Here is a 21,932-nt window from a genome sequence, read left to right as displayed (position 1 = left end):
CTGAATTAATGGCAGCTCTGAGTTAAAGCCTGCTTTCGCCTGCAGGCTCTGATCTATTTGGTAGCTTTGCAATACAAAACCGCAGAAGAGGTACCAGCAGCCATAAAGCGGGAGCCACAATAAAGCGCCAGACGACTCGCACAACCAATAGAACTGGCAGCAATACCAGAAACCAGACCGCAAATTGCCCAAGCCATACCGGAAGACCAAGCCACTTTGCGACATTGGCTCCCAGTGCGCTTACCAGCGACGGGTGACGCACGACCACATAGGCAGTAGTGGCAACTGCCACCACCTTGGCAATACGCGGCAGGCTGGCAAAACGCCCGCCGCTAGCCACTATTCCTTGGCGTAATCCGGCCCGTGCACTTTGGACCTCAATACTGCCGACACGTGCGCCCCGCGCAACACGGCCTGCCCGTAGCACCTTGATGGTGCTTGCCATCAACAATAGGTCTACGCCAGCCCAGCCCACGTCCGCAGTGTCAATCGCCTCATCGCGGCGCCACTGGTTTTCCAGGTTACGTATACCGCTGGTAAAGAAATCGCTAAGGGCTGCCACGACCCGCTCACTTTGCAGCCAATGCACATCGCCCTCGCTATCGACAACAAACTGGTTGAGCAAGCCATGGCCTTCAGCGTTTAATAAGGCGATTCCCATTTGTCCGCGCCGGTAAGGGCTCCACGCGGCCACTTCTGTTGGCCCGCCCTGGCGCTGTACTTCTTCCGTTTTCTCCTTCCACCAGCGGCTCAGCTGCTGGTAGTGCTCACCCACCCAATGCTGAGCACGCAGCGTGGCGATATCGTGATCTCGATAGTAGATAATCGGAAGAACGGCATCGGGGCCAAAACGCACCAGCATCTGCTGAAACTCAGGCAGTGCGGCATACTCAAGTAACGCAACACGGGCGATATCGCCGTAACGCAGGATGGCCAAATGGGCATTCATCCAGAGTGCCTGATCGCTGGCATAGTGAAGAAAAACCGCATTGAGATCAGCTGACTCTTGCGCAAGCGTAGCCTTAATTGAAGGCAGCGCTTGCTGTGTTTCCATACGCACCAAGCGTGTCTCAAACGCTTCACTAGAGGCAAGCGCCGATAGTCCACCGGCTAAGACAAGGGCAATTACCAACACGATTAATCTACTGCGCATGTTTTGTTTCACCTACCCCTCAATGCTAAACAACTTAATCAAATTTGAAATCCCAACTCTTACTCTTACGCTTAATGCTCTTTATTACCCTCCCCAACCTGCCAGACGTCAAGGGAATGTCATCATTAATCCGTATCGTTGTCTGCTTACATAGTAACGACAACTCCTTGGAGAGATGATGAAAAGGGCTTTAACGCTTCTGGCACTTCTGCCACTTACGCCTGTACTGGCCGCTTCAGCTGACAATGCCACGTTAGACATTCGCCACGTTGCCATAGGCGAGCTGCACCCTACGCAGCCAGCACTGGGTTACCGGCAGATGGACTATAAGCAGGGCCGCTTTGCGGTGGATCACAAGAAGTTTTTTGACGAATTTTGCGAAACGGGCGGTCAGGGTGGCATCGACCAATTTGATAACACCTCTTCTCTTCAGGATACCGAAAGCTTTGCGTGCACCGATACCGTCGGCACGCACCTTGAAGATATGAAAACCGCGGTGATTGCCCCCAATGGCGAGGTATATATCACCGACGGCCATCATACGTTCAGCAACTACCTGGCGCTTGAGGGCCCTGAGCTGAGCGTACCGGTGCTGATTACCCACGACTTCAGCGACCTGCCGGACATGGAAAGCTTCTGGGCGGCCATGCAGGATGAGCGCCTGGTTTGGCTTGATGCACCGAGCGGCCCGATAACACCAGAAGACTTGCCTGAGCAGCTGGGGCGAGATGCCCAGGCTGATGATGCCTATCGCTCGCTGGTCTACTTTACCCGTGGAGTCGGGTACAAAAAACCTGATACCCCACCGCCGTTTCTGGAGTTTTACTGGGGCCAGTGGCTTGCGGGCCAACTGCCTCTTGAAGCGTTGGATCTGACCACTTTAGAGGGTTACACCGAGGCCGTTACTCAAGCCGCGACGCTGATGGTCGAAGTACCCGCCGACACCGTGATTGCGGATACGGCAACGGGCCCCCTGACCGCCCAGGAAATGGGCCAGCTGCCGACCTTTAATGATCAGGAACTTGAAAAGCTGCTCTCAGAGCGCGGCAAATTGACCTACGCTTTTTCAGTCGAGAAGTAGTACCCTCAACCAGTAGTAACCTCAACCGGCTACCCTTTTTTCTAACGGGGTGCCGGTATTGGTATTACAGGTATTCTAGGCACGCTACAACATCGCAGCTTTAACGTGCGGTGTGCTGAGCATCTGGTGAGTTCGAACCCTGCTCAGCCGGAGACGAATGACGCTGGGCTATTGCGGACTCCATGCGGTCAAGTTGGGCTTTAAGCCCACGAATATCGCTGCGCAACGCCTGTAGTTCGGCCTCTTCGCCTTCGCCGTTATCCAGCGCCATTTGAGCGCTCTCTTTTTGCATGACGTCCAGCACGATGCCAATCATCATGTTCAAAAAGATGAAGGCGTTTAAAAAGATGAAGGTAAGAAAATAGATCCAGGCGTAGGGATAAACCTCCATGGTGGGATACAGCACGGCGGTTGCCCAGCTTTCAAAGGTGGCTACCTGGAAGAGCGTCAGCATGGCCAGGGCAATATTACCCCACAGCCCTTCGTCTACATTGTTAAAAAGGAAGCTGCCAATCGCGGCATAGATATAAAAGATGATAAACATCAGCAGGACGACATAACCCATTCTGGGAATGGATTTCACCAACGCAACCAGCAACATTTGTAGTTCAGGAATCATGGATACCAGGCGTAGCACCCGGAAAATCCTTAATAGCCGTGCCAGCAGCACCATCTCTGAATCATCCATGGGGATCAGACTGGCGGTGACGATCAGGAAATCGAAGACGTTCCAGCCTTTCTTGAAAAAGCTGATCAAGTTGCGTTCGGCGGCCATTCTGATCAAAATCTCAATCAGAAAGAAGATGGTTACCGCAATATCCAGGTAGAGCAACCACTGCTCTATTCGCGTTGTTTCTTCATAAGTTTTCGCACCAATCACCAAGGCGGAGAGCACGATAATGGAGATGACAATGCCTTCGAAGATCTTGTTACTGCGCAGATTCTCGAAGCGGTTTTGCCAGGTATTGAAGGGTTCACTCATGGAACAAGGAGTCTCTAAACGGTTTACACAGCCACTTTATACTAAAATCACATCACCACCATACAAGTGATATCCTCTTGTTTCACTTAACGTATCCTGCGCCACCGGTACGCCCTCGAGCGGCTTGGTGGCATTTTTTAGATTTTAATTGCGCTGGATGGATCCCATGACACTGCTGTGGATAGCCTTACTGCCCTTGTTGGGTGTACTGGTGCCGGCACTCACTGCCCAACGCGGTCGCACACTGTGCTCACTCGCAACAGGCATAGTGCCGGCGATTGCCCTATTGCTTACGTTGATGCAACTGCCTGCTCTACTGGCCGGTGAAGCGTTACGTGTAAGCGTTACGTGGCTGCCTGAACTGGGGCTTGAGCTGGCTTTTCGCCTGGATGGGCTCTCGTTACTGTTCAATCTGTTAATTCTGGGAATCGGGCTGCTGATTCTGCTGTATGCCCATTTTTACCTTGCCAAGGATGAGCCCTACGGACGCTTTTATGCCTTTCTGATTCTCTTCATGGCGTCGATGGTCGGCATTTCGATGTCCGACAACCTGATACTACTTTGGCTATTTTGGGAACTTACCAGCCTTTCATCATTTTTGTTGATTGGCTTTTGGTCGTATCGCGGTGACGCGCGCAAAGGCGCCCGTATGGCGCTGACTATTACTGGAGCCGGCGGGCTTGCCTTGCTAGCAGGCCTGTTACTGTTAGGCGATATGGCCGGTAGTTATCGGATGGATGATGTGCTGGCAAGCGGCGAGCGCATTGTCGCTGATGGCCGTTACCCCATCATGTTGGCGCTGGTGCTGCTGGGTGCTTTTACCAAATCCGCCCAGTTCCCCTTCCACTTCTGGCTTCCCCATGCCATGGCAGCGCCGACCCCGGTTTCAGCCTACCTGCACTCGGCCACCATGGTGAAAGCGGGTATCTTCCTGATGGCGCGCCTGCACCCGGCCATTGCGGATAGCGAGCTGTGGAGCGTTGTAGTGCCCCTGGTGGGTTCCATTACGCTGCTTTACGGCGCTTGGTTTGCGCTGTTCAAGACTGACCTTAAGGCCATCCTGGCGTTTTCCACTATCAGCCACTTGGGCCTAATCACCGTCTTGCTGGGCATTGGCAGCCCAATGGCCGTACTCGCCGCGCTATTTCATATCGTTAACCATGCCACCTTCAAGGCGGCGCTGTTTATGAGCGCGGGCATCATCGATCATGAAACCGGCACGCGGGAACTGAAACTACTGGGTGGTCTACGCAAGACCATGCCGGTCACCGCGCTGCTATCTACCCTAGCGGCAGCGGCCATGGCGGGCGTTCCGCTGTTTAATGGCTTTCTCTCAAAAGAGATGTTCTTTACCGAAACGCTGGCCACCCCGGTTCTTGGTGGGCTTAGCTGGCTTATTCCAGCGCTAGCCGCCGTCGGCGGTATTCTATCGGTAGCTTACTCCGTTCGCTTAGTACATGCGGTTTTCTATAAACCGGCCAAGGAAGCATCACCTAAAAAGCCCCATGAGCCGCCGCACCTGATGCGTCTGCCCGTTGAAATACTGGTCGTGCTCTGCGTGGTAGTCGGCCTCTTCCCAGCGTTTTTTGCCACCAATCTGCTGGATCTCGCCACCCAGGCAGTACTTGGCGAACCGCTGGATTTTCATCTGGCCATTTGGCATGGCGTTAACTTACCGCTGGTGATGAGTATTATTGCTTTCGCGGTAGGCATCGCCATGTATTGGCGGCATGCGGATTTGCGCCGCTATCTGCAACCCTTTGCAAGCGTGGATGCGCGCCGAGTCTTCGAGCGATTCATGATAACGCTGAGCTATCGCGCCGAGCAGGCCATAGCGGCACTGGATGGCAATTCGCTACAGCGCTTCATGGGCTGGCTGCTGCTGGCTGCGCTGTGCATGGGTGTACTAGGCCTTGTTCAGATGGATATTCTCTCAGGCAGCAAAGGCAACCAGCCAACGGACGGCATTTTGGTATTTGGCGCTGGCATGCTGATTTTTGGCGGTATCGCCACGGCGGCCACCCACCGCTACCGACTGATCTCGCTTTTAATGCTGTCGATTGTCGGCCTTTTTGTCGCGCTTACCTTTGCGCGCTTCTCAGCACCGGATCTAGCCCTCACCCAACTTTCCGTTGAGGTGGTCACCATGATTCTGCTGATGCTGGCGCTGTTTTTTCTGCCTCAGAGAACGCCGCGTGAGTCCAGCCCGCTACGCAACGTGCGCGACATGCTGCTGGCAGGTGCGCTGGGGCTGGTAGTAGCAAGCCTCAACTATGCGGTCATGACCCGCGAAACGCTGTCGATTTCCAGCTTTTTCATGGCCAACAGCGTACCCGGCGGCGGTGGGCATAACGTGGTGAACGTTATCCTGGTCGATTTCCGGGGCTTCGATACTTTAGGAGAAATTACCGTACTGGCACTTGCAGGCCTGGCGATCTTCAAGCTTTTGAATCGCCTGCGCCTATTTATGCCTCATAGCGACGGTGAAGGCCGTGTATGGTCCCCCGACCGCTACCCGGCCATCCTTACCTCCATTTCGATGACACTATTGCCACTGGCGCTTCTCGTCTCCGTCTTTATCTTCCTGCGCGGGCACAACCAGCCAGGCGGTGGCTTTATTGCCGGCCTGATTACCGCGGTGGCGCTGATTCTTCTGTACATGGCGCGCGGCGTGGAGTGGGCCCAGGCTCGTCTGGACTTCCCCTTCCAGCCGGTGGCCGTGGTGGGCGTTGCCATTGCCACGTTGACAGGGCTTGGCAGCTGGCTGTTTGGTCATCCTTTCCTTACCTCGGCATTTGGCTATTTCAGCCTGCCGCTGGTTGGCAAGTTTGAACTGGCAACCGCCCTGCTGTTTGATCTTGGCGTTTATCTGGCCGTGGTGGGCGCCACGCTTATGATTCTGGCCAATTTGGGCAAGGTGACGACCGCGCACCGCCCGGTCATTGACCCAAAAGAGTCTGATACGCCCGCTCAACCACCTGCCAAGGAGTCTCGCTGATGGAAACCCTTTACGCGATTACCACCGGCGTACTTACCGCGTGCGGCCTGTATCTAACGCTGCGGGGGCGCACATTCCCCGTGGTGGTGGGTTTAACGCTGACCTCTTACGCGGTGAACCTGTTCCTATTTTCCATGGGAGGCCTCACTACTGATGGTGCAGCCATTGTTCATGGTGATGGCCGCTACGCAGACCCGCTACCCCAGGCGCTTGTTCTCACGGCTATCGTCATTGGCTTCGCCATGACCGCATTCGTCGTAATTCTTGCCATGCGTGCCCGCAGTGAAGCGGGTAACGATCACGTAGACGGCAAAAAGGAAGACCGTGAATGATTCAACATCTTATTGTTCTACCCGTGATCGTGCCGCTGGTGGCCGGCATCCTACTGCTGTATCAGCGCCAAGGGTTGATACGTTACAAGCGCACTGTCAGCGTTATTGCCACCATATTGATGTTGCTCGTCGCCATTGGGTTGGTCAATATGGCCATTCAGGGCGAGATTGTTTACTACGCACTCGGCGACTGGCAGCCACCTTTTGGCATTGTTTTAGTCCTCGACCGGCTATCGGCGCTGATGTTGTTACTGACAGCTCTGCTGGCCATCGGCGCGGTGATATATGCCTGTGCAGGTGACGATGAAAAAGGCAGCAACTTTCATGGTCTGTTTCAATGGCAGCTCCTGGGTATCAACGGCGCCTTTTTAACGGGCGACCTGTTTAACCTGTTCGTGTTTTTCGAAGTGCTGCTGCTGGCGTCTTACGCGCTGCTGCTGCATGGAGGCGGTAAGGCCCGCATTCAGGCAAGTGTCCATTATGTGGTACTTAACCTTGCAGGTTCCTCGCTGTTCCTGATTGCTGTGGGCATTCTCTACGGGGCTACCGGCACGCTTAACATGGCCGATATGGCGCAGCGGTTGGCCAACCTGCCTGCCGAACGTGAAGGGCTGGTTACCGCAGGCGCGCTGATGCTGCTGGTTGTCTTTGGCCTGAAGGCTGCCGTCGTGCCATTGTATTTCTGGCTACCTCGCGCTTATGCCGCTGCCCCTGCGCCGGTGGCAGCGCTGTTTGCAATCATGACCAAGGTAGGCATTTACGCCATCCTGCGGGTTTATACGCTCATGTTCAGCGACAGTGCAGGCACGCTTGCAGCGCTTGAACAGTCCTGGATCTGGTGGCTTGCCCTGGCGACACTGGCAGTCGCTGGTGTAGGTGTTATCGCGGCGCGTGACTTACGCCTGCTGGTGGCCTATCTAGTGCTTATTTCGGTGGGCACGCTGCTGGCAGGTGTAGGCATCCGCTCGCCCGAGGCAATATCGGCGCTGCTTTATTATCTAGTGCATACCACGCTGGTTACCGGCGGACTTTTCCTGTTGGCCGATATGATCGGCCAACAGCGGGGTAAAGCAGGTACCCGAATTGTAAAAGGACGTCCCATGGTACAGGGTGGCGGGCTGGCCCTGCTGTTTTTCATTGGCTCCATCGCCGTAATTGGCATGCCACCACTTTCAGGGGCAATAGGCAAAGCGCTAGTACTCAATGCTGCTGAAGGCACTCAACGGTTGTGGCTATGGCCGCTTCTGCTGTTGGCAAGCCTGGCTTCGCTGATAGCCCTTTCTCGGGCAGGCTCGACCATGTTCTGGAGAAGCCAGCGTGGCAGCTTGAGCGGTAGCGTGCTACCGAGGCGTCAGTGGTTAGGGGTTATCTGGCTACTGAGTGCCGCCCCACTTCTGGTCGCCCTGGCTGGCCCTATAAGCGCTTACACCCAGGCGACTGCTGAGCAGTTGACCAACCCGCAACGTTTGATTGATACGCTACTGCCTGATGCTGAGGAGGCTTTATGATTACGCCGCGTTCTTGGCTACCCACACCGGTTTTATCGATATTGCTGCTTATCGTGTGGCTGTTACTCGTGCGTAGCTATGCCTTCGGCCAGTTTGTACTTGGTGGTACGCTGGCCATTGTCATTCCCCTGCTAACCTACCGTTTCTGGGATGCTCGTCCGCGTATCAAAAAGCCCTTCAAACTTCTTCGTTACGGGCTGCGTGTACTGGGCGATATCGTGACTGCCAATTTTGAAGTGGCTTACCTGATATCCAACCCCTGGCGTACGCTTAAACCGCATTTCATTGAGTATCCTTTGATACTGGAAGAGCGGTTCACCATTACCTTGCTGGCAAGCACTATCAGCCTGACCCCCGGCACGGTATCGGCCAACCTGCGCATGGATGGAAAATCGTTACTGATTCACGCACTGAATGTGGATGATGAAGAAGCACTGATAGAACAGATCCGGGAGCGTTACGAGCGCCCGCTCAAGGAGATTTACGAATGTTAGCCTTTGCTTTGTATATCACCCTGGCGCTGGTGGTGATGGCGTTATTGATGAACCTTTACCGCCTGGTCATTGGCCCCTCCATGCCTGACCGGGTGCTTGCCATGGATACCATGTATGTCAATTCCATTGCGCTTATTGTGCTCTTGGGGCTTTGGCTTAACAGTAAAACCTACTTTGAATCAGCACTGCTGATTGCGATGCTTGGTTTTATCAGCACCGTGGCCGTGTGCAAATACGTTCTGCGTGGGGATATTATCGAATGAGCCCATCCATGATGACTGCCCACCACGAGGAGGCATGAAGATGCAGCTAGTGATAGAAGCCATTATCTCGCTACTGCTGATTGCAGGTGGCGTATTTGTATTCATCGGTTCGCTGGGCATGGCCCATTTACGTGATTTCTACATGCGTTTACATGGGCCAACCAAGGCGACAACGCTAGGTATTGGCTGCATGCTGATCGCCTCCATGGTGTATTTCTGGAGTGTGGAGGGTAAGCCAGATATTCAAGAAATGCTGATTACGCTATTTCTGTTTATCACCGCGCCCGTTAGTGCTCACCTGCTGGCCAAGACCGGCTTGCACTTGCAACTGCCCCACATTGATACCACTGAGGGCAAACCTGTTGAACTTCGCGATGAAGAGGTAGGCGATAAACCGGTGCCGCACCCTGATCGAGGGCACGGCTAGCTGATAGCAATACCATAGCCCAGTAAAGTTAGCCCCATGAAGTGAAAAAAGCGCTGGTTTTATCGCCAGCGCTTATTTCAACCAGCAGGTAACTGTTTTAACAATTCGCAGAGACGGTAGTGGTTGCTATCGCTTTCGGGTAAGCTCCCCTGCGTTTTTAATGTCCTGAGGTGAATGTATGTGGAGCCTCCTAAGGCTATCGGCTCTTACACTGTCGCTATTGGTAGTAGCCGGTTGCTCAGATCCCAAAATAGATACCAGCTCAATGCCAGCAGCGGTTGTCTCTATCGAGAATGTGCGCGAGGCCCTACCGGTTTACAAGCGCGACGAGTTTGACAAGGCGCTCGCCATTCTGGCGATGCCCTCATTGAGCAGCATGGCGTTATTAAGCCCCCAACGCATGAATGGCGCCGAAATTGCCGAGGCGGCCAATATCCTCATGCATGGACTGACCGGTGACCAGGTTATCCATCGTGCCGATGAGCTTCTACGACAAAGGCGCGCCCGCGAACGAGAACAAGCCTTGCGTACGTTGACCCGCCTGACTGAAAAACAGGCTCGGGCCGATGAAGATAAAGCGCATCTGGCACGCTTTAGCGTTGATAGCGCCCGCTACTACATGAGCCAAAGTCCCTACGGCTCGCCTGAACCGGTCATTGACCTTGAAGTTACCAACGGTACGGATGAAGCAGTCTCACAGGTACTGCTAAAGGGAATTGTCACCAGCGAAGGTCGCTCCACTCCCTGGGTAAATGATACGTTCTACTACGTTGTCTCGGGTGGGTTGGAGCCCGGTGAAACGGCAGTATGGAGCCTTGCGCCCAATCGTTTTGGCCCGTGGGGAAATACCCAGATACCCAGCGATGCTACGCTTACAGTGACCCTTGAAGGCCTCAAGGATGCCGAAGGAAATCCGCTCTGGGATTCACCAGCCCTGACCGAGAGCGAAATCGCAAAGCTTGAGCACCTTCATCAGGCGTATCAAGGCATTGCCCTGAACGAACAATAAATACCAGGCGGTACACAGGTACCGCCTGAAGCGCTAGCGAATGGCTTATTCGACCAAGTCGGTTTGCCGATAGCCGATCAAATAAAGCACGGCATCAATGCCCAACGTGGAAATGGCCTGACGCGCCTGAGCGCGAACCAGCGGCTTGGCACGAAAGGCAATACCCAACCCTGCCTTGGCCAGCATTTTGAGATCATTGGCACCATCACCTACCGCAATGGTTTGCTCAAGGGTAAAGCCTTCACGCCGGGCAATCTGCTCTAAGAGCTCGGCTTTGCGCTCTGCATCCACAATGGGCTCGCGCACTTCACCGGTCACTTTGCCATTTTCAATCACCAGCTCGTTGGCATGAATTTCATCAAAGCCAAGCTTCTCCTGTAAATGGCGGGCAAAGTAGGTAAAGCCGCCGGACAGAATCACGGTGCGGTAACCAAAACGCTTTAAATTAATCATTAAGCGTTCAACGCCGTCCATCAAAGGAAGCTCTTCGGCAATCTTGATCAACACTGATTCATCCAGGCCTTTGAGCTTGCTCATGCGCTCGCGAAAGCTCTCCTGGAAATCCAGCTCGCCGCGCATGGCACGCTCGGTCACCTCAGCCACTTCATCACCAACACCGTGGCGCCGGGCCAGCTCATCAATCACTTCGGTTTTGATCAACGTGGAATCCATATCGAAGCACACCAAACGGCGATGGCGCCGCCAGATCGAATCTTCCTGAATGGCAATATCCACACCCTGCTCAGCGCCTAGTGCCAGCGCCTTTTCACGCAGGGCTTCAATGTCCGCTTCGTCACCGCGCAGCCAGCATTCAACGCAAGCACCGCCCCGTGGGGCTTGGCCATCTAGGGATTCACGCCCCGAGAGCCGGTGAATCAATTCAATGTTCAGGCCGAACTCTGACGTTAAACTGCCCACCTCGGCCAGAATCCCTGCTGGAAGGCGAGGCGCCAACAGCGTCAAGATCAGCCGGGGTTGGGCATCAGCACTACTCCAGCGCTGATAATCTTCGGCATTAACGGTAATTGCCTGTACATCAAGCCCCAGCGCATCGCCTGCTTCACTCAGCGTTGCCTCTAGGGCGTTATCATGATCAAGCCCTACCAGGGCTTCCAGGGAAAGCATCCCAAACGTGACGCTTTGGTTGATATCCAAAAGCTGGGCGCCCGTGCTGGCAAGTGCCTTGCCCAGCTCTTCTAGCTGGCCAGGGCGGGCCACGCCCGTCGCTCGAATCAAACAACGCTTCGCCATTGTGTTACTCCCCTGCCTCTAACCGGTCAACTTTTTGGAAACCACGCGGCAGTTTACTGCCCCGCCGGCCTCTTTCGCCGCGATAATACGCTACATCATCGGCTTTTAGCGTGAGTTTGCGTTTACCTGCATGAATGACCAGCACATCGGTTGAAGTGAGTACGGCGATATCTCGCACGAACTCCTCCCGTCGGGCAGCCCGGGCCCCGGGAATATCCAGCATCTTATTGCCTTTACCCTTGGTCATTTCAGGCAATTGATCCAGCGGGAACACCAGCAAGCGCCCCTCGTTGGAAACCGAGGCCACCCACAGCTCTTCACCGTCCGGCACTTCGATGGGAGCCATCACGCTACACCCTTTGGGTATACTCAGCACTGCCTTGCCCGCCTTGTTCTTGCCGATCAGCGCATCAAGTCGAGCCATGAATCCGTAGCCGCCGTCGCTTGCCAATATAAAGCGCCGGTCAGGCGGAGCCAGCATGAGCCCCGCCATCTGGGCCCCTGCGGAGACATTCACCCGCCCGGTGACGGGCTCACCCTGGCCACGCGCGCTGGGCAGGTTATGGGCGGCTAGCGTATAGGCCCGCCCCGTATCGTCGAGTAGCACGAGCGGCTGGTTGGTTTTACCTCGCGCCGCCAGATGAAAGCTGTCCCCGGCTTTATAGGAGAGCCCTTCAGGGTCAATATCATGGCCCTTGGCAGCACGCACCCAGCCTTTCTCGGAAAGCACGACGGTAATCGGGTCAGCGCCCAGCAGCTCCACTTCAGAAAGCGCCTTGGACTCAGTGCGCTCAACCAGCGGCGAACGACGCTCGTCGCCGTGTTCCTTACCAGCGGCACGAATCTCTTTTTCGATCAGCGTGGTCAGTTTGGCATCACTGCCCAACAGGTCGTTAAGACGCTTACGCTCTTTCTCAAGCTCATTTTGCTCACCACGAATCTTCATCTCTTCGAGCTTGGCCAGATGACGCAGACGCAGCTCCAGAATGGCTTCCGCCTGGCGCTCTGAGAGACTGAAGGTGGCAATCAACGAGGCTTTGGGATCGTCTTCTTCGCGAATGATCCGGATGACTTCGTCAAGATCGAGATAGGCCGTCAGCAAACCTTCCAGGATGTGCAGGCGGTCCTCTACCTTGCCTAAACGGTGCTCCAAGCGTCGGCGCACGGTGCCCCGTCTGAACTGCAACCATTCACCAAGCAACTCGGGCAGCGGCATCACCCGTGGACGACCGTCCAGGCCGATCACGTTCATGTTGACCCGCACGTTCTTTTCCAGATCCGTGGTGGCAAACAGATGGGCCATGAGGGATTCAACGTCCACGCGGCTGGAGCGTGGCTCAATCACCAGGCGCGTGGGCTCCTCATGCGTCGACTCGTCGCGAAGGTCCGCCACCATGGGCAGTTTCTTTGCCTGCATTTGCGCAGCGATCTGCTCAAGCACCTTGGCACCGCTGACCTGGTAAGGGACGGCGGTGATGACGATATTGGCTTCTTCACGGGTATAGCGGGCACGCAGCTTTACCGAGCCCCGCCCGGATTCATAGAGCTTGCGTAGATCTGCAGGCGGCGTAATGATTTCCGCATCGGTCGGAAAATCCGGTGCGGGCATGAAGGCCATCAGGTCAACGGTGGTGGCCTTCGGATTACGTAACAGGTGGCACGTGGCCTCAACGACTTCCGAAACGTTATGCGGTGGAATATCGGTCGCCATGCCCACGGCAATACCCGTGCCGCCATTGAGTAATACATGGGGTAGCTTGGCAGGCAGTACCAGCGGTTCCTGCATGGTGCCATCAAAGTTTGGCGCCCAATCGACCGTCCCCTGACCCAGCTCGCCCAGCAGCACCTCGGCAAATTTGGAAAGTTTGGCTTCGGTGTAGCGCATGGCCGCAAACGATTTGGGATCATCTGGGCTACCCCAGTTGCCCTGACCATCCACCAGCGGATAGCGATAGCTGAACGGCTGGGCCATAAGCACCATGGCTTCGTAGCAGGCGCTATCGCCATGTGGGTGAAACTTACCCAGCACGTCGCCCACGGTACGCGCGGACTTCTTGTACTTGGCATTGGCGTGGAGGGCCAGCTCGCGCATGGCGTAGATAATCCGCCGCTGCACGGGTTTCATGCCGTCGCCGATATTGGGCAGGGCACGGTCTAGAATGACGTACATCGAGTAATCAAGGTACGCTTTTTCGGTATAGTCGCGCAGAGACAGGCGTTCGACGTCGCCCTCTGCTACCTGAATATCCATGGTCATCGGGGGTTATACCTCAATGTCTGCGAGGTTGCCGTAATCTTCCAGCCATTTCTTGCGGTCACTGGCGCGTTTTTTGGCAAGCAGCATGTCCATCATTTCCATGGTGCCGTCGCCCACTTCCAGAGTCAGTTGCACCAGGCGTCGCGTTTCTACGGCCATGGTGGTTTCGCGCAGTTGCAGCGGACTCATTTCACCCAGACCTTTAAAGCGCTGTACGTTCGGGGTGCCGCGCTTTTTAGCAAGCTGTTTGAGAACAGCGGCCTTTTCGCTTTCATCCAGGGCGTAATGCACCTCTTTGCCCAGATCGATACGGTAAAGGGGTGGCATAGCAACAAATACGTGGCCAGCATCCACCAGCGCTGGGAAGTGGCGTACAAAAAGGGCACACAGCAGCGTGGCAATGTGCAGGCCGTCCGAGTCGGCATCGGCAAGAATACAGATCTTGTGGTAGCGCAGCTTTTCAAGATCGGCGTTACCCGGATCAGCGCCAATCGCGACCGCAATATCATGAACTTCCTGAGAGCCATAAATATCGTGGGTTTCGACCTCCCAGGTGTTCAGAATCTTGCCGCGCAGGGGCAAGATTGCCTGGGTTTCACGGTTACGCGCCTGCTTGGCACTGCCTCCGGCCGAGTCCCCTTCCACCAGAAACAGCTCGCTGAGTGCAGGGTCCTGGCCCGAGCAGTCTGCCAGTTTGCCCGGAAGCGCCGGGCCTGACGTAACCTTTTTACGAGCTACCTTCTTGGCCTTTTTCTGACGATGCTGGGCGGCACTGATAACCAGTTCAGCCAGCTGTTCGGCTTGGTCGATATGGTGATTGAGCCAGAGCGAGAACGCGTCCTTCACCACACCCGAGACAAATCCTGCAATCGTACGCGAGGAGAGGCGCTCCTTGGTCTGTCCTGCAAACTGAGGGTCGAGCATCTTCACAGAGAGCACGAAAGATGCGCGCTCCCAAAGATCATCAGCGGTGAGCTTGATGCCTCGCGGCAGCAGGTTTCGGTATTCGCAGAACTCGCGCAGCGCATCCAGCAGCCCAGAGCGGAAACCGTTAACGTGAGTTCCCCCTTGCGGCGTGGGGATCAGGTTGACATAGCTCTCAAGCAGCGACTCACCGCCTTCCGGCAACCATTGAATGGCCCAGTCAACGCCATGTTCATCATCGTTGAAGTGGCCTACAAACGGCTCGCTGGGCAGCACGTCATAGCCGTCGGTGGCTTCTGCCAGATAATCGCGCAAACCGTCGGCATAGGCCCATTCGGTCGTGGTGCCATCGGGCTCAATCAGGGTAACGGCAAGCCCTGGACAGAGTACTGCCTTGGCGCGCAGCAGGTGTTTAAGTTTTGAAAGCGCAAGCTTGGGGCTGTCGAAGTAGCTTTCATCGGGCCAGAACCGTACCAAGGTTCCGGTGGCGCGTTTAGCGGCCTTGCCTATTTCATGCAGCTCTTCGACTTTGTCGCCGTGCTCAAACGCAATGGCATGACGCGCGCCATCACGGGTAACTTCTACTTCCAGGCGCCGTGAAAGCGCATTAACCACCGAGACACCAACGCCATGGAGGCCGCCGGAGAACCGATAGCTTGACGAGGAGAACTTGCCGCCTGCGTGCAGCTTGGTCAGAATCAGCTCCACCCCGGAGACACCATGCTCGGGATGAAGGTCAATCGGCATGCCTCGGCCGTTATCCTGCACCTCGATGGCTCCATCGCTGTGCAGCATGACACGAATGGCGGAGGCATGGCCGGCCAGCGCTTCATCAACGCTGTTATCAATTACCTCTTGGGCAAGGTGATTAGGCCGTGAGGTGTCGGTGTACATACCGGGACGCTTACGTACCGGCTCGAGCCCGGACAGGACCTCGATAGAACTCGCGCCGTACTGAGAGGCATCAAACTGGGTCATGTAACGTCGGTTCCTGAAGGATAAAGCGTGCGGCCACCAAAGACGCGTACCGGCGGCCGAAAAAGAGAACTAGGATAGCGGAAAAGCAAAAAGCTGTATATCCAGCCATATCTATTACTGGCAGGAGAGAAGAGCCGCCCTACTAAGGCTTGCATCATGGCGCACTCTTTTCACCCTATCACCTATTGCCGCCAGTAGTGATTACTCATCCTGTTCGGCGGCCCAGAATGCCTCGATCAACCCACGGCTGGAGGCATCCATCCTGGCAATATCGCCCTCGCCTTCGATAATCGCCTGAGTATCGGTCGCAATCTGCTTGCCAAGCTCCACACCCCACTGGTCAAACGGATTGATATCCCAGATAACAGCCTGAACAAACACTTTGTGTTCGTAAAGCGCGATCAGAGCACCCAGGCTGTGGGGAGTCAGCTTATCGAGCAGTACCGTGGTGGAGGGCTGGTTACCGCGATAGCGCTTGTGCTCCGGGCGTGGCCCGTCATCGTCAAGCGCATCATCGCCCAGCATCAACACGCGCGACTGTGCAAAACAGTTAGCCAGCGCCAGCCTATGCTGGGCCTTGAGATGTCGGCGGGTGTCGGGGTCGGCAACTTCGTCGTAGCGCTTTAACGGCGCGATAAAGTCGCAGACCACCGGCTGGGTTCCCTGATGCAAGAGCTGGTAGAACGCATGCTGAGCGTTGGGACCTAGCTGCCCCCACAGTACCGGGCAGGTGGAATAGCTGACGGCCTGACCCTGGCGGGTGACCGACTTGCCGTTGGATTCCATTTCAAGCTGCTCAAGATAGGCTGCAAAATATTCCAGGCGGCCATCATACGGCAGGATTGAATGGGCACGGATATCCAGAAAGTTCACGTTCCAGATACCGGCAAGCGCCAGCAGTACGGGCAGGTTATCCTCCAAGGGCGCTTCACGAAAGTGGCTGTCCATGGCGTGCGCACCGGCCAACAGCTCGCGGAAGTTCGCCATGCCAATCACCAGCGCGATAGGCAGACCGATCGTGCCCCACAGCGAGTAGCGCCCGCCCACCCACTCCCAGAATTTAAGCTGATGATCAGCTGCGATTCCCCACTCGCTCATTTTTTCAGGGCTGGCCGACACGCCGATAAAGTGCTGTCGCACAATCAGCTCAGCACTTACGTCTGATGTGCTTGCAAAGTCACCATGGTGGGTTAAACGCCCCAGCAGCCAGTCGCGCGCCGTATTGGCGTTTGAAAGCGTATCGATGGTGGTAAACGATTTGGAAGACAGCACGAAAATAGTGGTTTCAGGGTTGAAACGGCTTAGATAGTCGGCCAGCTGCGAGCCATCCATGGTTGAAGCGAAGTGCACCTCAATCGGGTGGATATCGCGAGGCCGGCAGTCGGCAAGCGCATGAGTCACCATGAGCGGCCCCAGATCCGAACCGCCTACCCCCAGATTCACTACGTGACGAATAGGCTTGCCGGTAGCTCCACGCCACTGCCCTGCGTGCAGGCGGCACACCAGACGCTCCATCTGGGCAAGGCTTTCATGTACACCAGCAACGACATCTTCACCTTCCACATTAAGAATCGCGTCAGCAGGCAAGCGCAGCGCCGTATGCAGCGCTGGGCGGTTCTCGCTGGTATTGACCCGCTTGCCGCTGAGCAAGGCGTCAATGGCCCCCGGCACGCCAGCATCATGAGCCAATGCCAACAGATGCTCCAGAGTATCGTCATCCCAGCGCTGCTTGGAAAGGTCCAACGTCAAGCCTGCCACCTGACGGGTGAAATTTGACCAGCGGCTTCGATCTGAACCAAACAACGTTTTCAAATGAACGCTTTTTAGTTCCTCGGCATGCTGTTTTAGTGTCTGCCAAGCGGGCAGTTTATCGGGGGTAGCGCGTGATGCTGAGGCCATTTGCCGTCTCCTGTGGCGTTGAACCATGCAGCTCGGGTCTGTTCTGGTCAAATCAGGGCGCGTAAACTATCTACCCTTTTTGATGACCCCCGGCTTGCCAATGAGTAATGCATCTTACCGTGACGCTATCTTTTCGACACCCCTTGATCGAGTGGCGCGCTTCTCCTTTGATGAACAGGTAGTCGCTTGTTTTCCCGATATGGTCCGCCGCTCCATACCGGGTTACGGCCAAATCCTGGGTATGCTGAGCCTGATTGCCCAGCGCCATCTTCGCCATGGGGGCCATGTCTATGACTTGGGCTGCTCACTCGGTGCCTCTGGCTTGGCCCTGGCGGGCGCACTTGCGCCTGACGCGTTCCACTATACCGGCGTTGATTTATCGCCTGCGATGGTTTCGCGAGCGCGACAGACCTTTGCACAAGAGTGCCCCGACCATGCCATGAGCGTGGAAGAAGCCGATATCCGGACGCTTGAATATGCGCCGTCTGGCATGGTCATTCTTAATTTTACCCTGCAGTTTTTGCCCCCCGCCGATCGGGACGCGCTGTTAAAGCGGCTTTTTGACGCCCTTGAACCCGGTGGCGTGCTAGTACTATCTGAAAAAACGGTTGATGCAGATGAGCGGGATAATGCCTGGCGGGTAGAGCGCTATCACGATTTCAAGCGCGCCAACGGTTACAGTGACCTGGAAATCAGCCAAAAGCGTACCGCGCTTGAGAATGTGCTGGTACCCGATACGCTGGACGCGCTGCACGAACGCCTTCAGCAGGCCGGTTTCCCACGCTCGGTGACTTGGTTCCAGTACCTGAATTTTGCCTCGGTTATCGCGTTCAAGGAGGCATGAGTGGAGATTCCTGACGACCACCGCGCTTTATACCAGGCGTTTCTAGACCAGGGCCTGACCACCTGGCTTGCCCGGCTGCCCGAACAGCTTGCCAAGGGGTTGGACCGCCAGCGCCACGGCGACCTGCCTGCTTGGGAAAAGGCAGTAGCCAAACTGCCCACCCTTCCCACTCAGCGCCACGTTAAGCTTGAAAGCGATACGCTGACGGTGGAGCTTGCTCTGAACGATAGCCAGCAACGCCAGTGTTTCAACCTGCTTAAAAAGCTTGCCCCATGGCGCAAGGGCCCCTACTCGCTGGGCGGCATTCATATTGACACCGAGTGGCGCTCAGACTGGAAATGGCAGCGCGTAGCGCCTCACCTTTCGCCTCTCAAATACCGCAAGGTGCTGGATGTGGGCGGAGGCAGCGGCTATCACGCCTGGCGTATGACCGGCGCTGGAGCTGCTTTCGTGCTGGTGATTGACCCATCCCCCCGCTTCTACTGGCAGTTTCAGGCGGTACGCCACTTTGTGGGCGACGCCGACGGGGGGCGCACGCAATTTCTGCCGGTCGGGATCGAGGATGTACCGGAGAACCTTGGCTTTTTCGATACGGTGTTCTCCATGGGCGTACTTTATCACCGCCCCTCGCCCCTTGAGCATCTGCAGCAGTTGAAAGCCGCCCTTTCACCGGGCGGCGAACTGGTGTTGGAAACGCTAGTGGTAGAGGGTGATGAGCAAACGGTGTTTGTACCGGGCGAGCGTTATGCCGCGATGCCTAACGTTTACTTCCTTCCTTCCTCAAAAGCGCTCTGCCACTGGCTTAGCCGCTGCGGCTTCACCAATATCCGAGTAGTGGATGAGGCGGTGACGACACTTGACGAGCAGCGCTCGACCGAGTGGATGACCTATCAGTCACTGGCCGATTTTCTAAACCCCGATGACCGCACGCGTACTATTGAAGGCTATCCAGCGCCACGGCGGGCGGTGATTATTGCCAACAGGCCAGGCTAGCGCTTACCTTCGCAAAATCACCAGCCAGCGGCCGAGGTTCAGGACACTGGCAAGAGAGGCGGCTACATAGGTAAAGGCGCAGGCGGTGAGTACGTGCCGGGCACCCGGCATATCATAGGGTGGTACGTACTCTTTCAAAAGCGGTAGCGCACGGTTGAAGCTGGCATCGAATTCGACGGGCAAGGTTATCAAGTGCACCAACGTCGCCGTACCAAAGCTGATCACCGCTATCGCGATTACCATAGCCAGCCCGCCCGGCAAACGCGTCAAAAGAAACAGAAAAGGCGCGGCCATCATAAGGATCGCCCCCAGTTTTTCAGCTTTTTGCGCCACCCCTATCATACGGCTACGCGCCAGTAGCGGTGCATAGCCTTGATGATGCTGAATGGCATGGCCTACTTCGTGAGCAGCTACCGTGACAGCCGTAAGCGAGCGTCCATCATAGTGCTCGGCTGAAAGACGAACGCAGCGTGCTTCAGGATCGTAATGATCACCAGACTCGGTACGTTCAACCTTGACGCCTTCCAAGCCCAGGCGGCGCAACAGGTGTTCGGCCAGTTCCGCGCCACTGCCAGGGTAGTCATCACGGCCTCGCCTATGGCGCTTAAGTACCCACTTGGCCCATAGGTTAGGCAATACGAAGATTGCCAGCGCAACGAAGATAAGCAGAACGACCATGGCGATTGGCTACCCAATGTTTTAAGGCTCCGTTTTACCATGGGTAGATCATTAACGATACCTTATGATTGGGCTTCCTGACGCTCTTCTTCGCGGTGTTCTTTAACATCCCGAATAACCGCTTGAAGCCCCCATGCCGAAATATCTCCATTGGCATGGGCATGCTCGGCAATGAGGACGCTATCAGGTGCGAGCACCAACTCACATTGCGTATCGACAAGCTCGTCGCGCAATAACTCAATAGCCTTTTCGCGCTTGGGATCCTTGTCCACGCGGCGGATATAAATCGCCTTGATGCGGCCCGGATAGGCCTTGACGATTTCGGCATATACTTCAGGGTCATGCTGGCCGCTATCACCAATCAAGATGCATGGTAGTTCGTCAAACAGAGTGAGCATCCGGTCAATCAGCATGCGTTTGTGCGCCTCAGCCCGACGCGGCCAGGGGTGGCGAAGCGAAATACCCCACTCGCGCAGAAATAGAATCGGCCCTACAGGTATACGGTTTAGCTGGAAAAACGTCTCCAGCATTTCATATATGGCCCACGGCCCACGTGATACGTACAGAATAGGCCGCTCGGCCTTTCCGGTTTCTCCGCGATGCAAGGCTTGATAAAGCGAGGCCACGCCAGGAAATGCTGTACGTCGATGCGGTTTGCGCACGAACAGTCGATACAGCATTTTCAGTTTTTCTGCCACGCCGGTGAACATGACGGTGTCATCAATATCACTGATGACTAGAAGGTCTGTTTCAGGTGGAGGTATATAGACTTCAACGCTGGTGCGTACGGGCGACTGGCCCTCGGCATGTACGTGTATATCGGCCCGGTGCCAGGAAACATCGATGGGTAGCGATTGCGTAATAGGCAGGTGAGCATCGAAATAACCGTCACGATCGGTTTTAAGGGTTAAATCGTTCTCGCCAATACGAATATTCACTTGGGCATCGGCCAAGCCCCGGCGAAAAATGCGTCGGGTTACATCGGCAGTGTCACGCAGTATGCCGCGCCTTGGGATGGCACGGCCAAGAGCGGCCTGACGAAACACCCGCCCCATGACAAATACTTCTTTTGACGAACCGTAGCCGCGGTAAGGATGAACCATCATCCCCCCGTGGCCACGGTCACGCTTCATGGGTCTTGCGATAACATGGACAAGCCTTTTAACAAAGCTTGCCCACGGACTCAACCATGACATTAGGCGTGCTGGCCTGAATGACGCCCTTCCTGCAGCTCTTCTAGAAGCTTGGCATTGAATGCGTCCAGGTCTTTCGGAGTACGGCTGGTGACCAAACCATTATCCACCACGACCGCTTCATCGACCCACTCAGCACCAGCATTGCGTAAATCCTGTGCCACGGTAGGTACTGAAGTCATACGACGGCCTTCCACTACGCCCGCATTAATTAAAATCCATGGCGCATGGCAGATGGCAGCGACAGGCTTACCTGCCTGGAAAAATGCTTTTACAAAGCTTAGAGCGTCTTCATTTACCCGCAGTTCATCGGGATTAAACAAGCCGCCGGGCAATACCAGCGCGTGGTAATCAGCCTCCTTAGCGTCTGTCAGCGCTTTATCAGCCTCGTAAGTATCGCCCCAGTCGGTTTCAGCCCAAGCTCGGATGCCCTTGCCATCGGGTGTCACAATATCAACTTCAACACCCGCTTTTTTCAGTGCATCGCGCGGCGCGCTTAATTCAGACTCTTCAAAGCCATCGGCCGCAACAATTGCTACTCGTTTGCCATTCAGTGCTTGATTCATCATGCTCTCCATTTCGTGATGAGTTTGCGTTAATAACGCCATAACAGTGTGGCGCATCTTGAGTAAGCGTCAAGCGAATGGGACGCTACATTAGCTAAAGTT

At 55.5% G+C, this 21,932-nt stretch carries 19 protein-coding genes; 10 read left to right on the top strand and 9 right to left on the bottom strand.

The features are described 5' to 3' along the window. Window positions 1-22: 22 nt before the first annotated feature. On the bottom strand, window positions 23-1,153 hold the full coding sequence (locus ELY38_RS17320) for a hypothetical protein (RefSeq protein WP_127063417.1): 1,131 nt from the start codon (window positions 1,151-1,153) through the stop codon (window positions 23-25). Window positions 1,154-1,331: 178 nt separating this feature from the next. Between ELY38_RS17320 and ELY38_RS17315 the strand changes: the two genes are divergently transcribed. Further along, window positions 1,332-2,234 carry a ParB/Srx family N-terminal domain-containing protein gene (locus ELY38_RS17315; protein WP_185859010.1) on the top strand — a complete coding sequence of 301 codons (903 nt, stop codon included), beginning with the start codon at window positions 1,332-1,334 and terminating at the stop codon, window positions 2,232-2,234. Between the two features lie 100 nt (window positions 2,235-2,334). On the opposite strand, the gene ELY38_RS17310 is transcribed toward ELY38_RS17315, so the two are convergent. Continuing rightward, window positions 2,335-3,216 (bottom strand): ion transporter, encoded by an 882-nt coding sequence (locus ELY38_RS17310; protein WP_127063415.1) that lies wholly within the window; start codon window positions 3,214-3,216, stop codon window positions 2,335-2,337. A 166-nt stretch (window positions 3,217-3,382) separates the two neighbouring features. On the opposite strand from ELY38_RS17310, the gene ELY38_RS17305 reads away from it, so the two are divergent. The 7 genes from ELY38_RS17305 (at window position 3,383) to ELY38_RS17275 (ending at window position 10,247) form a co-directional block, all read left to right on the top strand. Next, window positions 3,383-6,214 carry a monovalent cation/H+ antiporter subunit A gene (locus ELY38_RS17305; protein ID WP_127063414.1) on the top strand — a complete coding sequence of 944 codons (2,832 nt, stop codon included), beginning with the start codon at window positions 3,383-3,385 and terminating at the stop codon, window positions 6,212-6,214. Continuing rightward, complete coding sequence (locus ELY38_RS17300) at window positions 6,214-6,546, top strand: Na+/H+ antiporter subunit C (protein ID WP_127063413.1); 333 nt, start codon at window positions 6,214-6,216, stop codon at window positions 6,544-6,546. Before ELY38_RS17305 ends, ELY38_RS17300 begins: the two co-directional genes overlap by 1 nt. Next, window positions 6,543-8,054 (top strand): monovalent cation/H+ antiporter subunit D, encoded by a 1,512-nt coding sequence (locus ELY38_RS17295; RefSeq protein ID WP_127063412.1) that lies wholly within the window; start codon window positions 6,543-6,545, stop codon window positions 8,052-8,054. Before ELY38_RS17300 ends, ELY38_RS17295 begins: the two co-directional genes overlap by 4 nt. Further along, complete coding sequence (locus ELY38_RS17290) at window positions 8,051-8,548, top strand: Na+/H+ antiporter subunit E (RefSeq protein WP_127063411.1); 498 nt, start codon at window positions 8,051-8,053, stop codon at window positions 8,546-8,548. Before ELY38_RS17295 ends, ELY38_RS17290 begins: the two co-directional genes overlap by 4 nt. Further along, on the top strand, window positions 8,542-8,811 hold the full coding sequence (locus ELY38_RS17285; RefSeq protein ID WP_127063410.1) for a K+/H+ antiporter subunit F: 270 nt from the start codon (window positions 8,542-8,544) through the stop codon (window positions 8,809-8,811). Before ELY38_RS17290 ends, ELY38_RS17285 begins: the two co-directional genes overlap by 7 nt. Window positions 8,812-8,851: 40 nt before the next feature. Next, window positions 8,852-9,238 (top strand): Na+/H+ antiporter subunit G, encoded by a 387-nt coding sequence (locus ELY38_RS17280; protein WP_127063540.1) that lies wholly within the window; start codon window positions 8,852-8,854, stop codon window positions 9,236-9,238. 178 nt (window positions 9,239-9,416) lie between these two features. Beyond that, a complete protein-coding gene (locus ELY38_RS17275) occupies window positions 9,417-10,247 on the top strand; it encodes a DUF6694 family lipoprotein (protein ID WP_340148042.1) in 831 nt (276 codons plus the stop codon). A 45-nt stretch (window positions 10,248-10,292) separates the two neighbouring features. On the opposite strand, the gene serB is transcribed toward ELY38_RS17275, so the two are convergent. The 4 genes from serB to pgi all read right to left on the bottom strand — a co-directional run bounded on the left by serB (window position 10,293) and on the right by pgi (window position 17,556). Next, the gene (gene serB / locus ELY38_RS17270; protein ID WP_127063408.1) at window positions 10,293-11,498 is read right to left on the bottom strand and encodes a phosphoserine phosphatase SerB; all 1,206 of its coding nucleotides are present in this window, start codon (window positions 11,496-11,498) and stop codon (window positions 10,293-10,295) included. Window positions 11,499-11,502: 4 nt separating this feature from the next. Beyond that, on the bottom strand, window positions 11,503-13,755 hold the full coding sequence (gene parC, locus ELY38_RS17265) for a DNA topoisomerase IV subunit A (protein ID WP_127063407.1): 2,253 nt from the start codon (window positions 13,753-13,755) through the stop codon (window positions 11,503-11,505). A gap of 6 nt (window positions 13,756-13,761) precedes the next feature. Then, window positions 13,762-15,657: a DNA topoisomerase IV subunit B gene (parE, locus tag ELY38_RS17260; protein ID WP_127063406.1), complete on the bottom strand. Its 1,896-nt coding sequence runs from the start codon at window positions 15,655-15,657 to the stop codon at window positions 13,762-13,764. A gap of 201 nt (window positions 15,658-15,858) precedes the next feature. After that, window positions 15,859-17,556, bottom strand: a complete 1,698-nt coding sequence (pgi, locus tag ELY38_RS17255; protein ID WP_127063405.1) for a glucose-6-phosphate isomerase — start codon at window positions 17,554-17,556, stop codon at window positions 15,859-15,861. Window positions 17,557-17,656: 100 nt separating this feature from the next. Here pgi and cmoA point away from each other — a divergent pair, with 100 nt between their 5' ends. Then, a complete protein-coding gene (cmoA, locus tag ELY38_RS17250) occupies window positions 17,657-18,400 on the top strand; it encodes a carboxy-S-adenosyl-L-methionine synthase CmoA (protein ID WP_127063404.1) in 744 nt (247 codons plus the stop codon). Beyond that, complete coding sequence (gene cmoB, locus ELY38_RS17245; RefSeq protein WP_127063403.1) at window positions 18,401-19,393, top strand: tRNA 5-methoxyuridine(34)/uridine 5-oxyacetic acid(34) synthase CmoB; 993 nt, start codon at window positions 18,401-18,403, stop codon at window positions 19,391-19,393. A gap of 3 nt (window positions 19,394-19,396) precedes the next feature. Here cmoB and ELY38_RS17240 read toward each other — a convergent pair whose 3' ends face one another. From ELY38_RS17240 to ELY38_RS17230, 3 genes are all read right to left on the bottom strand, one after another. Continuing rightward, the gene (locus tag ELY38_RS17240) at window positions 19,397-20,071 is read right to left on the bottom strand and encodes a zinc metallopeptidase (protein ID WP_127063402.1); all 675 of its coding nucleotides are present in this window, start codon (window positions 20,069-20,071) and stop codon (window positions 19,397-19,399) included. A 62-nt stretch (window positions 20,072-20,133) separates the two neighbouring features. Continuing rightward, on the bottom strand, window positions 20,134-21,267 hold the full coding sequence (locus ELY38_RS17235) for an App1 family protein (protein ID WP_127063401.1): 1,134 nt from the start codon (window positions 21,265-21,267) through the stop codon (window positions 20,134-20,136). Then, window positions 21,267-21,830 (bottom strand): type 1 glutamine amidotransferase domain-containing protein, encoded by a 564-nt coding sequence (locus ELY38_RS17230; protein WP_127063400.1) that lies wholly within the window; start codon window positions 21,828-21,830, stop codon window positions 21,267-21,269. Before ELY38_RS17230 ends, ELY38_RS17235 begins: the two co-directional genes overlap by 1 nt. Between the last annotated feature and the right edge of the window lie 102 nt (window positions 21,831-21,932).

This window comes from Vreelandella nanhaiensis, assembly GCF_003990185.1.
In the GTDB taxonomy this organism is placed as follows: Bacteria; Pseudomonadota; Gammaproteobacteria; order Pseudomonadales; family Halomonadaceae; genus Vreelandella; species Vreelandella nanhaiensis.
The sequence above is the reverse complement of the archived record's forward strand: the minus strand, read 5'-3'. Positions and strand labels throughout refer to the sequence as shown.